This window comes from Erythrobacter sp. RANMB8 (genome assembly GCF_056848235.1).
This window is the reverse complement of sequence record NZ_JBREHG010000002.1, coordinates 632,620-649,107: the sequence shown is the minus strand read 5'-3', so window position 1 is coordinate 649,107 and position 16,488 is coordinate 632,620. Positions and strand designations below refer to the sequence as shown.

16 protein-coding genes are annotated in these 16,488 nt (G+C 66.6%); 12 read left to right on the top strand and 4 right to left on the bottom strand.

Annotated elements, in window-relative coordinates; all coding sequences use genetic code 11:
* Positions 1-35 precede the first annotated feature (35 nt).
* From ACU0AG_RS06180 to ACU0AG_RS06170, 3 genes are read left to right on the top strand one after another with little or no spacing between them, the layout of a single operon-like run.
* A complete protein-coding gene (locus ACU0AG_RS06180; RefSeq protein ID WP_482781374.1) occupies positions 36-1,760 on the top strand; it encodes an IlvD/Edd family dehydratase in 1,725 nt (574 codons plus the stop codon).
* Positions 1,760-2,530: an SDR family NAD(P)-dependent oxidoreductase gene (locus ACU0AG_RS06175; RefSeq protein WP_482781373.1), complete on the top strand. Its 771-nt coding sequence runs from the start codon at positions 1,760-1,762 to the stop codon at positions 2,528-2,530. The genes ACU0AG_RS06180 and ACU0AG_RS06175 overlap by 1 nt, the downstream gene beginning before the upstream one ends.
* Positions 2,530-3,240, top strand: coding sequence for a FadR/GntR family transcriptional regulator (locus ACU0AG_RS06170; protein ID WP_482781372.1), 711 nt, complete (start codon positions 2,530-2,532; stop codon positions 3,238-3,240). Before ACU0AG_RS06175 ends, ACU0AG_RS06170 begins: the two co-directional genes overlap by 1 nt.
* Here the strand turns inward: ACU0AG_RS06170 and ACU0AG_RS06165 are convergent.
* Positions 3,237-3,863, bottom strand: a complete 627-nt coding sequence (locus ACU0AG_RS06165) for a 2-dehydro-3-deoxy-6-phosphogalactonate aldolase (RefSeq protein WP_482781371.1) — start codon at positions 3,861-3,863, stop codon at positions 3,237-3,239. The two genes, ACU0AG_RS06170 and ACU0AG_RS06165, sit on opposite strands and share 4 nt — an antisense overlap.
* Positions 3,864-3,993: 130 nt before the next feature.
* Between ACU0AG_RS06165 and ACU0AG_RS06160 the strand changes: the two genes are divergently transcribed.
* From ACU0AG_RS06160 to ACU0AG_RS06150, 3 genes are read left to right on the top strand one after another with little or no spacing between them, the layout of a single operon-like run.
* Positions 3,994-4,893 (top strand): SMP-30/gluconolactonase/LRE family protein, encoded by a 900-nt coding sequence (locus tag ACU0AG_RS06160; protein WP_482781370.1) that lies wholly within the window; start codon positions 3,994-3,996, stop codon positions 4,891-4,893.
* Positions 4,894-4,919: 26 nt separating this feature from the next.
* A complete protein-coding gene (locus tag ACU0AG_RS06155; protein WP_482781369.1) occupies positions 4,920-5,954 on the top strand; it encodes a sugar kinase in 1,035 nt (344 codons plus the stop codon).
* A 2-nt stretch (positions 5,955-5,956) separates the two neighbouring features.
* Entirely contained in the window at positions 5,957-6,970 is a 1,014-nt protein-coding gene (locus tag ACU0AG_RS06150) for a formylglycine-generating enzyme family protein (protein WP_482781368.1), read from the top strand.
* 3 nt (positions 6,971-6,973) lie between these two features.
* Here ACU0AG_RS06150 and ACU0AG_RS06145 read toward each other — a convergent pair whose 3' ends face one another.
* The 3 genes from ACU0AG_RS06145 to murI all read right to left on the bottom strand — a co-directional run bounded on the left by ACU0AG_RS06145 (position 6,974) and on the right by murI (position 10,174).
* Positions 6,974-7,666 (bottom strand): nitroreductase, encoded by a 693-nt coding sequence (locus ACU0AG_RS06145; RefSeq protein WP_482781367.1) that lies wholly within the window; start codon positions 7,664-7,666, stop codon positions 6,974-6,976.
* A gap of 84 nt (positions 7,667-7,750) precedes the next feature.
* The gene (hemA, locus tag ACU0AG_RS06140) at positions 7,751-8,971 is read right to left on the bottom strand and encodes a 5-aminolevulinate synthase (RefSeq protein ID WP_482781366.1); all 1,221 of its coding nucleotides are present in this window, start codon (positions 8,969-8,971) and stop codon (positions 7,751-7,753) included.
* 432 nt (positions 8,972-9,403) lie between these two features.
* Positions 9,404-10,174 (bottom strand): glutamate racemase, encoded by a 771-nt coding sequence (gene murI / locus ACU0AG_RS06135; protein ID WP_482781406.1) that lies wholly within the window; start codon positions 10,172-10,174, stop codon positions 9,404-9,406.
* Positions 10,175-10,313: 139 nt separating this feature from the next.
* Between murI and plsY the strand changes: the two genes are divergently transcribed.
* From plsY to ACU0AG_RS06105, 6 genes are all read left to right on the top strand, one after another.
* Positions 10,314-10,916 carry a glycerol-3-phosphate 1-O-acyltransferase PlsY gene (gene plsY, locus ACU0AG_RS06130; protein WP_482781365.1) on the top strand — a complete coding sequence of 201 codons (603 nt, stop codon included), beginning with the start codon at positions 10,314-10,316 and terminating at the stop codon, positions 10,914-10,916.
* A 16-nt stretch (positions 10,917-10,932) separates the two neighbouring features.
* Positions 10,933-12,075, top strand: coding sequence for a DNA-processing protein DprA (gene dprA / locus ACU0AG_RS06125; protein WP_482781364.1), 1,143 nt, complete (start codon positions 10,933-10,935; stop codon positions 12,073-12,075).
* Between the two features lie 14 nt (positions 12,076-12,089).
* Positions 12,090-12,731 carry a hypothetical protein gene (locus ACU0AG_RS06120; protein ID WP_482781363.1) on the top strand — a complete coding sequence of 214 codons (642 nt, stop codon included), beginning with the start codon at positions 12,090-12,092 and terminating at the stop codon, positions 12,729-12,731.
* Complete coding sequence (locus ACU0AG_RS06115; protein WP_482781362.1) at positions 12,728-13,390, top strand: hypothetical protein; 663 nt, start codon at positions 12,728-12,730, stop codon at positions 13,388-13,390. Before ACU0AG_RS06120 ends, ACU0AG_RS06115 begins: the two co-directional genes overlap by 4 nt.
* A gap of 117 nt (positions 13,391-13,507) precedes the next feature.
* Positions 13,508-16,084, top strand: coding sequence for a type I DNA topoisomerase (topA, locus tag ACU0AG_RS06110; protein ID WP_482781361.1), 2,577 nt, complete (start codon positions 13,508-13,510; stop codon positions 16,082-16,084).
* Between the two features lie 102 nt (positions 16,085-16,186).
* A complete protein-coding gene (locus ACU0AG_RS06105) occupies positions 16,187-16,486 on the top strand; it encodes a hypothetical protein (RefSeq protein ID WP_482781360.1) in 300 nt (99 codons plus the stop codon).
* Positions 16,487-16,488 lie beyond the last annotated feature (2 nt).

Here is a 16,488-nt window from a genome sequence, read left to right as displayed (position 1 = left end):
CCAACGCCTGTTTGATGAAAGGTCCGGCAAGAGAGATGGGGGGCAATTCTGGCAAGCGGCGCAGTGCGCATTCTTATGGCAAGCTGGATCGGGACGGGTTCATCCACCGTTCGTGGATGAAGGCGCAGGGCTATCCCGCCGACGCCTTCGACGGGCGGCCGGTGATCGGCATCTGCAACACCTGGTCGGAACTCACGCCGTGCAATTCGCACATGCGCGAGCTCGCCGATTACGTGAAACGCGGGGTGTGGGAAGCGGGCGGGCTGCCGCTCGAATTTCCGGCCATGTCGCTGGGCGAAACCCAGATGCGCCCCACTGCGATGCTGTTCCGCAACCTGCTGGCGATGGAGGTCGAGGAATCGATCCGCGGCAATCCCATCGACGGGGTGGTGCTGCTGGGCGGGTGCGACAAGACCACGCCGGGCCAGATCATGGGCGCGGCCAGCGTCAACCTGCCGACCATGGTGATCTCCTCCGGCCCGATGCTCAACGGCAAGTTCAAGGGCCGGGATATCGGTTCGGGCACCGATGTATGGAAGCTCTCCGAAGCGGTGCGCGCAGGCGACATGAGCCCGCAGGAATTCTTCGCGGCCGAAAGCGGCATGTCGCGATCGCGCGGCACGTGCAACACCATGGGTTCCGCCTCCAGCTTCGCCGCGATTTCCGAGGCGCTGGGCGTCGCGCTGAAATACAACGCCACGATCCCTGCGGTCGATGCCAACCGGCAGGCGATGGCCCACGCGACCGGGCGGCGGATCGTGGAACTGGTGCGCGAGGACAAGCGCCTGTCGCACTTCCTCACCCGCGAAGCCTTCGAGAATGCGATCCGCGTTCACGCGGCGATTGGCGGATCGACCAATTCGGTGATTCACCTGCTGGCGCTGGCGGGCCGGGTGGGCGTGCCGCTGACGCTCGACGATTTCGACCGGCTCGGCGGAGCGATGCCGCTGCTAGCCAACATCATGCCTTCGGGCGAATATCTGATGGAAGACCTGCACTATGCCGGCGGGATGCCCGCGCTGATGGCGGCCATGGCGGAGCATCTCAACCTCGATGTCGAGACCGTGTCGGGCGAGACCATCGGGCAGCAGATCGCGGGCGCGGAAATCTTCAATCCGGCGGTGATCGCCACCCCCGATGCGCCGTTCAAGCAGGCTTCGGGCATCTGGGTGCTGCGCGGCAATATCGCCCCCGATGGCGCGATCATGAAGCCGAGTGCCGCCTCGCCGCAACTGCTCAGCCATCGCGGGCGTGCGGTGGTGTTCGAGACAATCGAGGACTTCAAGGCGCGGGTGGATGACCCCGCTCTCGATATCGATGCCAGCTCGGTCATGGTGCTCAAGGGCTGCGGGCCGAAGGGCTATCCGGGGATGCCCGAAGTCGGCAACATGCCGCTGCCGCGCAAGCTGCTGGAGCAGGGCGTGACCGATATGGTGCGCATTTCCGATGCGCGCATGAGCGGCACGGCGTTTGGCACCGTGGTGCTGCATGTCTCGCCAGAAACATCGGTTGGCGGGCCGCTGGGGCTGGTGGAGACGGGCGACGAAATCGTGCTCGATGCCGAAGCCCGCACGCTCAACCTGATGGTGCCGGACGCGGAACTCGCCCGCCGCGCCGCGCTGCGTCCGGCCGAGGAGTATGACACCACCCGCGGTTATGTCGCGATGCATCGCCGCCATGTGTTGCAGGCCCATGTCGGGGCCGATCTCGATTTTCTGGTCGGGTGCAGCGGTGACGAGGTCAAACGGGAGAGCCACTGATGCGAGCTTTTGCCACCTATCCCAGCCTCGCCGGACGCCGCGTGTTCATCACCGGCGGGGCGACCGGCATCGGCGCGGCGATGGTCGAGGCGTTCAGCGAACAGGGGGCCATCGTCGGTCACTGCGATCTGGCAGGGGATGCGGCGGAGGCGCTGGCAGGACGGCTTGAGGCGGAAGGCCATGCCCGCCCGTGGTTTGCCCGTGTCGATGTGACCGATGCGCCTGCGCTGAAAGCGGCCATTGCCGGCTTCGCTGCTGCTGCGGGCGGGCTGGATGTGCTGGTCAACAATGTCGCCAATGATACCCGCCACGATACGCTGGAGACCACCGAGGACAGCTGGCGCCAATGCATGGCGGTGAACCTTGATTGCGCGTTCTTCGCCTCGCAGGCAGCCATCGCCCTGATGCGCAGCGCGGGGCAGGGCGGGGCGATCGTCAATTTCTCGTCGATCACCGCCTTGCTCGGCCCCGGCGACATGCCCGGCTATGTCACCGCCAAGGCGGGGCTGCTGGGCATGACCAAGGCGCTCGCCCGGCAATACGGGGTGGACGGCATCCGTGTGAACGCCATCCTGCCGGGCTGGGTCGTCACGCAGCGCCAGCTCGATCTGTGGCTCACGCCCGCGGCCGAGGCCGAGTGGATGGAGCAGGCCTGCCTCAAGCAGCGGATCGAACCGCGCGATGCGGCCAATCTGGCGCTGTTCCTTGCCGCCGACGATAGCCGGATGATCACCAACCAGCATTTCGTGATCGACGGCGGGAGGGTGTAATGGCGAGCCGGTATCTCACCGGCGAAGTGGTGGAACGCATCGGCGGCCAGATCGTACGCGGCGATGTCGCGCCGGGTGGAAGCCTGCCGATCGAGGCCGAGCTCGCCAAGCAGCACGATACCTCGCGCACTGTCATCCGCGAGGCGGTGAAGATGCTGACCGCCAAGGGCCTGGTCGGATCGCGTCCGCGCCGCGGCACCTATGTCGAGCCGGAAGCCAAGTGGAACATCCTCGATCCCGATGTGCTGCGCTGGACGCTGCAACGCCGCTTTTCCTTCGAGCTGATGCGCGATTTTCTGGTGGTGCGCGAAGGGATCGAGCCCAAGGCGGCTGCCGCTGCCGCCACCCTGCAAGACCGCGCAGCCATCGCTCGGATCGCAGCCCGGCTCGACGACATGCGCGAGGCTGACGAAGGGCGGATGGACTCGCTCGAAAGCGACATCGCCTTTCACATCGCCATCCTGCACGCCAGCGGGAACCGCTTTTTCATCCAGTTCAGCCACGTGATCGACACCGCGCTGCGGTTCTCGATCCGGCTGACCAACTCGGTCAAGGGCGTGCGCATGGCCAGTGTCGCGGATCACGAGCGGATCTATAGCGCCATCGAACGCGGCGATGCAGCGGGGGCGGAACAGGCTGCGCAGGAATTGCTGACCGAGGCGATCCGGCTGCTCGATGCCCGCAAGCTGAGCGATGCCGAAGCGCTCTAACCGGCGCTGGCAGACCTGAAAGCGGCGACGATGGCGCGGGCATCGGCGGCAATGTCCTCCAGCGGCTTGCCCGGGGTGAAGAGCGATCCGCCGATGCCGAACCCGGCTGCGCCCGCTGCCAGAAAACCGCCCATATTGCCCGCATTGATCCCGCCCACCGCATAGACCGGCACCTGCGGTGGCAGCACGGCGCGCACCGCCTTGACGATGGCGGGGCTGACCATCTCGGCGGGGAAAATCTTCAGCCCGGTCGCTCCGGCTGCGATTGCGGCGAACATTTCGGTCGGGGTCAGCACGCCCGGCAGGCTGACCATGCCATGCGCCGCGGTGCGGCGGATTACGGCGGGGTTGCAATTGGGCGAGACGACCAGCTGCGCGCCGATTGCCGCCAGCTGATCGACCTGCGCCTCATCCAGCACCGTCCCCGCCCCGATCAGCGCACGATCACCCAGCGCTTCGACCAGCGCCCTGATGCTGACGAAAGGTTCGGGAGAATTGAGCGGCACTTCGATGATGTCGAACCCGCAATCGACCAGCACCTCGCCCACGGCCACGGCGCGTTCCGGCTCCAGCCCGCGCAGGATTGCCACCAGCGGCAGCCTGCCTTCGATTGTCCCCGCCATCGCCCTGTCCCGTCTGCGCAGCTTTGCGAAACGGCTATTGCCGAATTATACTATTATTGCAACAAAAGCGGGAAGACGGGAGAGACGCCGGTGGGATTGGCCGACATAGAAATCAACCTGACCGGACGCGATGCGAAGCGGTGCTGACGCGATGGAGCTGATCGCCACCATTCCGGCAGGGTGCGTGCTGGGCGAGGGGCCTGTGTGGGATCACCGGCTGGCGTGCGTGTGGTTCACCGATATCCAGTCGGCGCAATTGCTGCGGCTCGACTGGCCTTCGGGCGAATTGACGCGCTTTGCTCTGCCCGAACGGCTGGGCTCGCTCGGTCTCACGGATGATCCCGCGCTGCTGGTGTGCGCCTTTGCCAGCGGCTTTGCGCTCTATGCGCCGGCAACCGGCATCTGCCAGTGGCTCTGCAAGACCGAAGCCTATTATCGCGGTATGCGGATGAATGACGGGCGGATCGACCGGCAGGGCCGTTTCTGGGCGGGCAGCATGGTCGAAGACCGCAAGCTCGCCCCGCCCGAGAAGGGATCGCTCTACTGCCTCGACGCTGGCGGCGCGGTGCAGGCGGTGCGCAGCGGGATTGCGATCAGCAATGCAATCTCTTTCGCGCCGGATGGCAGCGCGCTCTATTTCACCGATACGCCGACACAGCAGATCCTGCGCTATCCGCTCGATGCCGAGAGCGGCGGGGTGGGCGAGCCAGCGGTCTTCGCGCAGCTGACCGGCGATGCCTTTCCCGATGGCGCGGATGTCGATGCGGCGGGCCGCCTGTGGAACGCCGAATGGGGCAGCGGGCGGGTGACCGCATACAACCCCGATGGCAGTCGCCATGCGCAGATCGACCTGCCGGTATCGCAGGTCACCTGCGTTGCCTTTGGCGGGGCGGACCTCGATCTGCTGTTCGTCACCTCGGCGCGTGAAGGATTGGGCGATGAAGCGCTTGCCCGCGAACCGCAGGCGGGCGATGTGTTCGTCTATCGTCCCGGCGTGACCGGGCTGCCCGCGCCGCTATGGCGCGGCTGAACGCGGCAAACAGAGGAAACACAGCCATGACCGCCAGTGCCGCACCATCGCGGGGCCGCATCGTCTGCTTTGGCGAGGTGCTGCTGCGCCTTGCCGCGCCGGACCGCGAATTGCTGTTCCAGAACATGGCGCTGGAGCCGAGCATCTGCGGGGCCGAGGCCAATGTCGCGGTGGCGCTGGCGGGGTTCGGGCATGATGCGCGGATGGTCACCGCCCTGCCTGCCAATCCGGTGGGAGAGGCAGCGCGCCGCACGCTGCGCGGGTTCGGGGTCGATGTTGCGGCAGAGGCCGTGGCGGGTGGCCGGCTTGGCCTGTTCTTCCTGCAACCGGGCGCGATGACGCGCCCTGCCAGCGTCACCTATGACCGCGCCCATTCGGCCTTCGCCGCGCTTGATCCGGTGCGTTACGACTGGGCCGCGCTGCTCGATGGAGCGGACTGGCTGTTCGCGGGCGGGATCACCGCCGCGCTGGGCGACAGGGCGCTCGCCGCGCTGCGCGATGCGATGGCGGCGGCGCGCGGAGCGGGGGTGAAAATCGCCTTCGACACCAATTTCCGCCCGACCCTGTGGCAGGGGCGCGAGGCCGAGGCGGCGGCGACCTTGCGCGAATTGTCGTGCGGGGCCGATCTGGTCTTCGCCGGTCGCCGCGCCGTGGCGATGATGGCGGGCGGGGATTACAGCGGCGGCGATCCGGCAGAGGGGTTCCAAGCCGCCGCGCAGGCGCTGTTCGCGCTCTCCCCGCAGGTGCAGCACATGGCCGCCACCCGCCGCGAGGTGTTTTCGAGCGACCGGCAGAACCTCACCGGCCTGCTAGCCGACCGCGAAGGCATTTCCGAAAGCCGCACCATCGCGTTGGAGAATATCGTCGACCGCGTCGGCACCGGCGATGCCTTTGCGGCGGGCGTGGTGCATGGTCTGGTCACCGGCATGGGGCGCGACGGGGCGATTGCCTTTGCGGCGGGCTGCGCGCAGTGGGCGCATTCGGTGCCGGGCGATTTCTTGCGAGCCTCCGAGGCGGACATTACGGCGCTCGGCGCGGGCAACGGAGATGTGCGGCGATGAGAATGATCCTTCCGGCAGCGGCGATCGTCGCGCTCGCCGCGTGCAACCAGCCCGCAGCCGAAGCGCCGCCCGCGCCAACCAGCGCCAGCGATTTCGCCACCACCGCCACCTGCACCCCGCCGCCCAGCGCGCCGGTCAGGATCGCGGGCGGCACCTTCCTGATGGGGCAGGATGCGGTCTATGCCGAAGAAGGCCCCCCGCGTGAAACCACGGTGGGTTCCTTCTGGATCGACCCGCACGAGGTCACCAATGCGCAGTTCGCCGCCTTCGTTAAGGCGACAGGCCATGTCACAGTGGCCGAAAAGCCGGTCGATCCGGCGGCTTTCGGCGTGCCGCGTGAACAGATCCCCGATTACATGCTCCAGCCCGGCTCTGCGGTGTTCACGCCGCCTGCCAAGCCTTCGAGGAATTACTGGGACTGGTGGGAATATGTGCCGGGCGCCAGCTGGAAGAAACCCTATGGCCCGCAAGGCCCCGATGCGCGCGGCGACCAGCCGGTGGTGCATCTCGCCTGGGACGATATGCTCGCCTATGCCGCGTGGAAGGGCGGGCGCCTGCCGACCGAGGCGGAGTGGGAATATGCCGCCTCTGGTGCAGGCAAGGATCGCGGGACAGATCAACCCGAAGGCACAGCTGCCAATAGCTGGCAGGGCGTGTTTCCGGTGGTGAACGAGGCGAGTGACGGGTTCAGCGGCGTCGCGCCGGTCGGCTGCTATGCGCCCAATGCGGCGGGGCTGTACGACATGGTCGGCAATGTCTGGGAAGTGACCGCAGACTATTTCCGCCCCGGCCACGATCCCGCCACCCGCGACAATCCCAGGGGCCCAAGCGAGAATGACGCCTATGACCCGCTCAACCCCGTCGGGCCGAGCCGCGTGGTCAAGGGCGGATCATACCTGTGCGCCCCCAATTACTGCCAGCGCTATCGCCCGCAATCGCGGCAGGGACGCGATCCGGGGCTGGGGACATCGAATGTCGGTTTCCGGCTGGCCTATGACAAAGCGCCGGACAGCTGACGCCTAGTCGAAGCCGACAAACCGCGCCGCCTCGTCCACGCTGCGGCGGGTGATCCTGACCGGATTGGCCGGAAAGTCGGGATCGGGCCAGCCGAGTGCGACGGCCTTCATGATCACCTCATCGTCAGGAATGCCCGCGTGTTCGCGCACCACGGGGCTTTGCATGATGCCCTGCGAATTGATCACGCAGCCCAGCCCCTTGCTCCATGCCGCATTGACCAGCGCGGTCGTCACCGCGCCGCAATCGAACACCGTGTCATCGGCGTCGGAGAGTTCCTTGTCATAGGTGATGATCACGCACACCGGCGCATCGAACTGGCGGAAACCGCGCAGCACCCAGTCCTGCCGGGCTTCCTTGTCGTCGCGGGCGATGCCCATCGCTTCGAACAGCTGCACCGCGCAGGCCACCTGCCGGTCGCGGTGGACGCCCTGGAACGGGTGGCCCTTGCGGAATTCCCGGCTGTCCGGCTCGCCCGCCAGAATGCGCTCGGTGTTGCCCTTGCGAATGCGGTCGAGCGGCGCGCCGGTGATGACGTGGAAGTGATAGGGCTGGGTGTTCATCGACGAGGGCGAACGCATCGCCATCGCCAGCACTTCCTCGATCAGCGCGCGCGGCACCGGCTTGTCGAGATAGCCGCGGATGCTGCGCCGCCCGAGGACGACCTCGGCGTAAGTCTGGTCAGGCGTGCCGCCCATGATGCTCTCTCCCGAATCTGTTTCGGGGGAGGTGCTAGCCCAGCCGGAGCGCCGTTCAAAGGACGCTACGGCATGGGGAGGGGCTCAGGCCGCTTCCGCCAGCCCAAGTTCCAGACGGTCCCAGATTTCGACCAGCGCGGCTGTCAGCTCGTCCATCATCGCATCGGTGTGGTGCGGGCCGGGCGTGAAGCGCAGGCGCTCGGTGCCGCGGGGGACGGTGGGGAAGTTGATCGGCTGCACATAGACGCCGTATTCGGCGAGCAGGATGTCGCTGATCTTCTTGGCGCGCACCGGATCGCCGACCATCAGCGGCACGATGTGGGTGACCGAATCCATCACCGGCAGGCCCGCTTCGGCAAACTTCAGCTTCAGCACCGCAGCGGCGCGCTGCTGCGCGTTGCGCTCGACCGAAGACTCTTTCAGGTGCCGCACCGAGGCGAGCACGCCCGCGACCAGCACCGGCGACAATGAGGTGGTGAAGATGAACCCCGGCGCATAGGAGCGGATGCAGTCCACCACCTTGGCCGAAGCGGCGATATAGCCGCCCATCACCCCGAACGCCTTGCCCAGCGTGCCTTCGATAATGTCGATCCGGTGCGCCGCGCCGTCGCGCTCCGAAATGCCGCCGCCATGCGCGCCGTACATGCCGACCGCGTGCACCTCGTCGATATAGGTCAGCGCGTTGTACTTCTCGGCCAGGTCGCAGATCGCGTGGATCGGGGCGACATCGCCATCCATCGAATAGACGCTTTCGAAGGCGATCAGCTTGGGCGTGTCGCGGTCAACGCTGGCGAGCAGTTCTTCGAGGTGCGCGACATCATTGTGGCGGAACACCTTCTTGTCGCAGCCCGAATTGCGGATGCCGGCGATCATGCTGGCATGGTTCAATTCGTCCGAGAAGATCACGCAGCCCGGCAGCAGCTTGGCCAGCGTCGAGAGCGTCGCGTCGTTCGAGACGTAACCGCTGGTGAACAGCAGCGCGGCATCCTTGCCGTGGAGGTCAGCCAGTTCGCGCTCCAGTTCGACATGCAGGTGGGTGTTCCCGCCGATATTGCGCGTGCCGCCGCTGCCTGCGCCGACATCGTGGAGCGCGGCCTCCATCGCGCCGATCACCTTTTCGTGCTGGCCCATGCACAGGTAATCGTTCGAACACCACACGGTGATCGGCTTGGGCCCGTTGTGGCCGTGGAAGCACCGCGCATTGGGATAGGCGCCCTTGTTGCGCATGATGTCGATGAAGACGCGGTAACGGCCTTCCTCGTGCAGCCGGTCGATCGCCTGGTCGAAAATCTGGTCGTAGTTCACTCGCGGCTCTTTGTGCTGTTGGCGGCGCCGGTCTTGCGGTTCGCCTGCTCCTGTTCACGAACGTCTGGGCCATAACCCACAAAGCGGGGAAATGTTTCGCGCAAGTTTTAGGTCAGGGTAATCGCTTTTGCCACCGCGATGTTTGCGAGTGTCTCGCAAGGAATTTAGAGCGCTTTCCGACCAATCCGGATCACCCTGATTGCGTCAGGAAGTCCGCTGGAAAGGCGTGGCGCGCAGCAGGGGCTGGTTGCCCCTGCAAGTGCCGCAACGTAGCCAGCGGACTTCCTGACGCAACCCCGAAGGGGCGGGCCGATTTTGGCCCAGCGCCACGTCCTTCGTCGGTCACTATGCTGCGGCATGGCTCCCTCCTCACTCCTCGCGCTGGGCCAAAATCGGCTCCGTCAGGATGACCCGGATTGGTCGGAAAGTGCTCTAGAAGGCTTCGGCAGGCCCGAAACCGCGCAGCGCGAGGGCGGCCTCCAGCCCTTCGGCACCCGCCAGCGGCCCGGTGACGACAAAGCGGTTGGGGCCGGTTTGCGCAAATTCCTGCCCTTCAAGCAGGTGGGCGATGCGCCGGGCAATGCCCCTGGCGCCGTCAACCTGCGTGACACCGGCGCCGAAAGCGGCGCCGAGTTCATCCGCCAGAAGCGGGAAGTGGGTGCAGGCGAGCACCAGCGTGTCGAGATCCCCGGCGCCTTCCATCGCGCAAAGCCTTGCGTGGACATCGGCGATCAGCGCCGGATCGACCGGCTGCCCGCGCAGCTTGGCCTCGGCCGCCGCCACCAGCCCCGGCGCGGCGATGCGCAGCAGGCGCTTGCCGCCCGCGAACCGCGCCTCAAGGTCATCGACATAGGCCTGCCGGATGGTCGCCTCGGTCCCGACAAGCCCGATCGTGCCGGTCCTGGTGAGCGCGGCGGCAGGCTTGATCGCGGGCACGGTGCCGACCACCGGGATCTCCAGCACATCGCGCACCATGCCCAGCGCAATGGTGGAGGCTGTGTTGCAGGCGATGCAGACCAGCCGCGGGCGGAAGCGTTCGGCCATGCGCCCCAAGAGCCCCGCGACCCGCGCGGCAATCTGCGCCTCGGTCTTGGTGCCATAGGGCAGGCCCGCCAGATCGGCGGCGTAGATCACCGGCGCTTGCGGCAGCACTTCGCGCAGGGCGTCATAGACGGTCAGCCCGCCAACGCCGGAATCGAACAGCAAAATGGGGGAGGCAGGATTGTCCGGCAAAAAACCTCCGTTCACCCCGAGCTTGTCGAAGGGTGGTCTTTCCTTTGGCTTTCTGCGCGCTAGAAGAACTTCGGGGGTTCGACAAGATCACCCCGAACGGAGAGTGACTTTGGACGCTGTTTTGCCTGCGCTTTTGGGCTTTGCCCTTGGCTCGATCCCCTTCGGACTGATCCTCACCCGCGCCGCCGGGCTGGGCGATGTGCGCAATATCGGCAGCGGCTCTATCGGCGCGACCAATGTGCTGCGCACCGGCAACAAGGGGCTGGCAGCGGCGACGGTGCTGCTCGATGCGGCCAAGGCCGCGGTGCCGGTGCTGGTAGCGGGGCATGTCTGGCCCCATGCCGACGGACTCACCGAAGGGATCGCCGCCGTGGCAGCGGTGGCGGGGCATTGCTTCACCCCCTGGCTGGCCTTCAAGGGCGGCAAGGGCTTTGCGAGTGCAGCCGGAGCGCTGCTGGCGCTGGCGTGGCCCGCGATGCTGGCCTGTGCAGCCATCTGGGGGGTCACGCTGTTCCTCAGCCGGATTTCGAGCGTCTCGTCGCTCGTCACCGTGATCGCCGCGCCCGGCGTGGCATGGGCGCTGGGTTATCCGCAGGTGGTTGCGCCCCTGCTCGCCATTGCCGCCATCGTCATCGTCCAGCACCGCGCCAATATCGGGCGGCTGATGCGGGGGGAGGAGCCGAAAGTGGGCTCGTCTTCGGCCAAGCCGTGATGCAGAGCCGCATCTGATGGAGAGCACGGGGTCGCAGCCAGTGCTCAGCCAGCCGGAAGCCTTCGCACGCATCCGCCTGCTGCGTTCGCCCAATATCGGACCCGTAAGCTATCGTCAGCTGATCGCCCGTTTCGGCACGGCGGCGGCGGCGCTTGATGCCTTGCCCGATCTCGCCAGCCGGGGGAGGGGGCCATACCGCCCCGCCAGCCCCGACAGCATCGAGCGCGAGGTTGCCGCCGTGCGCCGCGCCGGCGCGCGATACCTGTTCCACGACCAGCCCGATTACCCCGCGCTGCTGGCCGAACTCGACACCGCCCCGCCGATTGTCACCTGTCGCGGCAATCTGGCGCTGGCCAATGCGCCCTGCGTCGCGCTGGTGGGGGCGCGAAACGCCAGCGCGGCGGCGGTCAAGCTGGCGCGGGATTTCGGCGCAGGGCTGGCCGGGGCGGGCTTCACCGTCGTCTCGGGCCTTGCCCGCGGGATCGACGGCGCCGCGCACGAGGGCGCCTTTCCCCGCACCATCGGGGTGATCGCCAGCGGGATCGACATCACCTACCCCCCGCAGCACCGCGAGCTTCAGGAACGGATCGCTGCCGAGGGCCTGCTGATCGCCGAACAGCCCCCCGGCACCGAGCCGCGCGGACGGCATTTCCCTTCGCGCAACCGCATTATCGCAGGCCTCGCCAGCGGCACGGTGGTGGTCGAGGCCGCGCCCCAATCGGGCAGCCTGATCACCGCGAGGCTGGCGGGCGAGGCGGGGCGCGAGGTGATGGCGATCCCCGGCTCCCCGCTGGATGCCCGCGCCCTGGGCTGCAACCAGCTGATCCGCGAAGGCGCGGTGCTGGTGCAGACGCCGGAGGAGGTGGCCGAACTGCTGCAAAGCTTCACCGGCGCGCCGCGATCGACCTACCGCGTCTCCGAAGGCGCCGCCGATTTCGACTATGCCGAACTGGCCAGCGCCGAATGGGATGGTGAGGGCACCCAAGCCATCGCCGCGCTGCTTTCCAACGCGCCGGTTGCGGTGGACGAGCTGATCCGCCAGTCAGGCGCGAGCGCGGCCGGCGTGCACATGGCACTGCTCGAACTGGAACTGGCGGGCGATCTGGTGCGCGAGGCCGACGGAATGGTGCGCCGCTCCGGCGCGGGGGAGCAGGGGTGAACGGGCGCTACGGCATGATCCGCGAAGTTGGCTACGGGAGGCTGATGCCGTTGACCTTTGCCAATCTCCGCCTGATCTGGCGTGAACTGCTGGCCTATCTGGTGCTGGCCATAGTGCTGGGTCTGGGATCGCCGCTGTTCGGCGACAAGTCGGCAGGCTTCTTTGACCTGCTGTTCTACTTTGCCGGGCAATACTGGCTGTTCCGCAGCCTGCTGCAAAAGCGCGGGTTGCTGCGGACGCAGCGGATCCATTTCCTGAGCTTCTTCGGCCTTGCGCTGCTGTTGATCCTGCCGATCTTCTTCGGCCTTGCGGCGCTGTTGCTGCCCGGCCTGTTTCTTGTTGCCCGCTGGATTGCTGCGCCTGCCTATATCGTCGCACGGGGGGATCACGCCTTTGCTGCTGCCAGTGCCAGCTCGGCGGCGGTGCGCGGCCAGACCGGGGCGGTGATGGCCGCGCTGATCGTGCTCGGCCTGATCCTGATCGCGATCATGACGGTAATGGTCGGCGTCGACCGTGCGCTGGGCAGCCCCGCCGACATCGAATTGATGAACCGCGTGTCGGGTCATTTCCTGCCTCTGCTGCTGCTCGGCCTGTCGGTCGCCACCTATGATTTGCTGGCATCGCCAGACACCACAATCGAGGAAATCTTCGGATGAACACCCATGACAGCATCGGCACCCGGATGGGGCAGATCATGGATGAAGGCGTGCGGCTGGCGCGGGCGGCGTGGGGGACTGCGGCAGCCTATGTCGCGGGGCTGACCATCGTCGGCACCGGCGTCGACCAGATGAGCGATATCGGCGCGGGAAATCTGGTGTTTGCGGTGATCTCTCTCGCGCTCGGATTTCTGCTGACGGTGAACCTGCTGCGCGGCGGCGGGCTGGCGCCGTCAGGCTTGCAGGCGGGGTTCGGCGCCTATTTCGGCCTCGCCCTGCTGGGCGGGCTGGGAATGATGCTCGGCGTGCTCATGCTGGTGATCCCCGGCGTCGTGCTGTTCGTGCGCTGGTCGCCTGCCTATGGCTATGCACTGGCAGACGGACTGGGCGTAACCGATGCGCTGGGCAAGGCGTGGCGCGAAACGGCTGCGCATTTCTGGCCGCTGGCGCTGGCGCTGCTGGTGCCGCTGGCGCTCAATGTGGGGGCAGGCGCGGTGTATATTCTGGCGAGCGATGACAATGGCATGATCGGCCTGCCGGTATCGGTGCTGGCCAATGCGGTCATGTCGGTCGCAGGGGCAGGGATCACCGTGGTCGGCATCGCCGCCTACAGCCTGCTGCGCGACCGCAGCGAGGAACTGGCCGAGGTCTTCGCCTGACGCACCCCGGCCTTGTGCGCAGCCCTTTCGCTTGCACAAGCCGCTTGACGCTGTAAGCCGCCGCGTTCCACCCTCGCGCGTGTACACACACGTAAGGGCCTCTTTCGCGGAAAACCCATGCAGCTTGTCATCGTTGAATCGCCGGCCAAGGCCAAGACTATCGAGAAATACCTCGGCAAGGACTTCAAGGTCCTCGCCTCCTACGGCCATGTCCGCGATCTGCCGCCCAAGGATGGCAGCGTGAAGCCGGACGAAGACTTTGCGATGGACTGGGAACTCTACCGCGACAAGCAGAGCCGCTTCAAAGAGATTGCCGATGCCGCCAAGGGGGCAAGCCGCCTTGTGCTGGCGACCGACCCTGACCGCGAGGGCGAAGCAATCAGCTGGCACGTGCTGGAGCTGCTGAAGAAGCGCAAGAGCCTGCCCGCCAGCGTCGACCGCGTCACCTTCAACGCGATCACCAAGACCGCCGTGACCGAGGCGATGGCCAAGCCCCGCGAACTGGATCAGCCGCTGATCGATGCCTATCTGGCGCGGCGTGCGCTCGATTACCTGTTCGGCTTTACCCTGTCGCCGGTGCTGTGGAGGAAGCTCCCCGGTGCCAAGAGCGCCGGGCGCGTGCAATCGGTGGCGCTGCGCCTGATTGTCGAGCGCGAGCGCGAGATCGAGGCGTTCCGGGCGGAGGAATACTGGAGCGTCGTGGCGCGCATGATGCACGACGGGACCGAGTTCGATGCCCGCCTCGTGAAGTTCAGGGGCGAGAAGCTGGACAAGCTGAGCCTCGGCACGCAGGCACAAGCCATGGAGGCCAGGGCCGCGGTCGAGGCCGGGCGCTTCACCGTCGAAGGCGTGGAGACCAAGCCGGTCAAGCGCAACCCCGCGCCGCCGTTCACCACCTCGACCCTGCAACAGGAAGCTGCGCGCAAGCTCGGCTATTCCGCGCAGCACACCATGCGCCTCGCCCAGAGCCTCTATGAAGCGGGCGCGATCACCTACATGCGGACCGATGGCGTGCAGATGGACATGGGCGCGATCATGGCCGCGCGCGATGCCATCACCGCCCGCTTCAGCGCGGAATACCGCCCTGAAAAGCCGCGCTTCTACAGCACCAAGGCCAAGAACGCGCAGGAAGCCCACGAGGCGATCCGCCCGACCGATTTCACCCGCGAACGGGTGGGCAGCGGCGACGAGGCGAAGCTTTACGACTTGATCTTCAAGCGCGCCATGGCGAGCCAGATGGCGACTGCGCAGCTGGAACGCACCACGGTGACCCTGCGCGATCCCACCGGCCAGCATGAGCTGCGCGCCACCGGGCAGGTGGTGAAGTTCCCCGGCTTTCTCGCGGTCTATCAGGAAGGCTTCGACGATGCCGATGACGAAGATGGCAGCCTGCTTCCGGTGATGAAATCGGGCGACCTGCCAGCCAAGCGCAGCGTCGATGCCACCCAGCACTTCACCCAGCCGCCGCCGCGCTTTTCCGAAGCCAGCCTCGTCAAGCGGCTGGAGGAACTCGGCATCGGGCGCCCTTCGACCTATGCCTCGACCATCCAGACCCTGCGCGACCGTGCCTATGTCCGCATGGAGAAGAACCGCTTCTTCGCCGAGGAATCGGGCCGCCTGCTGACCGCCTTCCTCGAACGCTTCTTCCCCACCTATGTCGCCTATGATTTCACCGCCGGCATGGAGGATGAACTCGACATCGTTTCCGACGGGCGCGAGGATTACAAGCTGCTGCTCGCCCGCTTCTGGAAGGACTTCAAGCCCAAGGCGGACGAGGTGATGGAAAAGCTCCCCTCGGAAGTGACCGAGGCGCTCGACGATTACCTGTCGGACTTCCTGTTCCCCCCGCGTGAGGACGGCAGCGATCCGCGCGCCTGTCCGATGTGTGCCGCCGAAGGCCGCGCCAATGGCCGCCTGTCCCTGCGCGGCGGGCGTTTCGGGGCTTTCGTCGCCTGCGCCAACTATCCCGAGTGCAAATACACCCGCCGCTTTGCCCAACCCGGCGGCGAGGGTGAGGGCGGGGCCGAGGACGGCATCCTCGGCCAGCACCCCGAAACCGGCGAGGACATCCTCCGCAAGTCGGGCCGCTTCGGCCCCTATGTGCAGATGGGCGATGGCAAGGACGCCAAACGCGCCAGCATCCCCAAGGACCTCGACGATTTCGATTTGGATTGGGCGGTGAAGCTGCTCGACCTGCCGCGCATCATCGGCGCGCACCCGGACACGGGCAAGGAGATCGAAGCCAATATCGGGCGTTACGGGCCATACCTGCGGCACGATGGCAAATACGGCAAGCTGACCAATACCCGCGAGGTGTTCGAAGTCGGCATGAACCGCGCTGTCGATATCCTCGCGCAGGCCGCCAATCGTGGCGGCGCGTCGCGGGGCTCGTCCGAGCCGATGGCGGTGCTGGGCGCGCACCCTGTCAGCGGCGGGGAGATCAAGGTGATGCCGGGCCGCTATGGTCCCTACGTCACCGATGGCACCACCAACGCCACCATCCCGCGCGATGTGAAGCCGGAGGACATGACGCTCGAAGCGGCGGTCGAGCTGATCGACGCCCGCGCGGCGAAGGGCCCGGCCAAGGGTGCCAAGAAGGGTGGGGCCAAGAAGAAAGCCGCGCCGAAAAAGGCCGCTGCCAAGAAGGCGGCACCCAAGAAGGCTCCGACCAAAAAGAAGGCGGCGGCAAAGTAGGCTCCGCCGCCGCCACGCTCTCCCCCACGTTGTCGGGCGGGCGTTGGTAAATCATAAAGCATTTGCCCCCTATCACTGTGCGGCCAGACCAGAGGCTGCACCGTGATAGAAATCGAAGTCCAGAACGAGACGCACCAGACCCAGACCCGCGTCCGCTTCGCCGCCGTTCCGCGCATCGGCGAAGGGCTGCGCCTGCGCGAGCCCGACGGGATGTGGGCAAGTTACGACGTGATCGATGTGTGGTACCAGAAGGCCGAATTCGGCGATGTCTGGATGCCCTATCTCCATGTCCGCGTAACGCCGGGCGAGGTCGTCGGCATGGTCGAGGCCGATCCCTATTCCGATGATTACGCCGCACAGGAATACCAGACCGGCTTTGCCGCAGCGGCCGGGGGGCGCTGAGA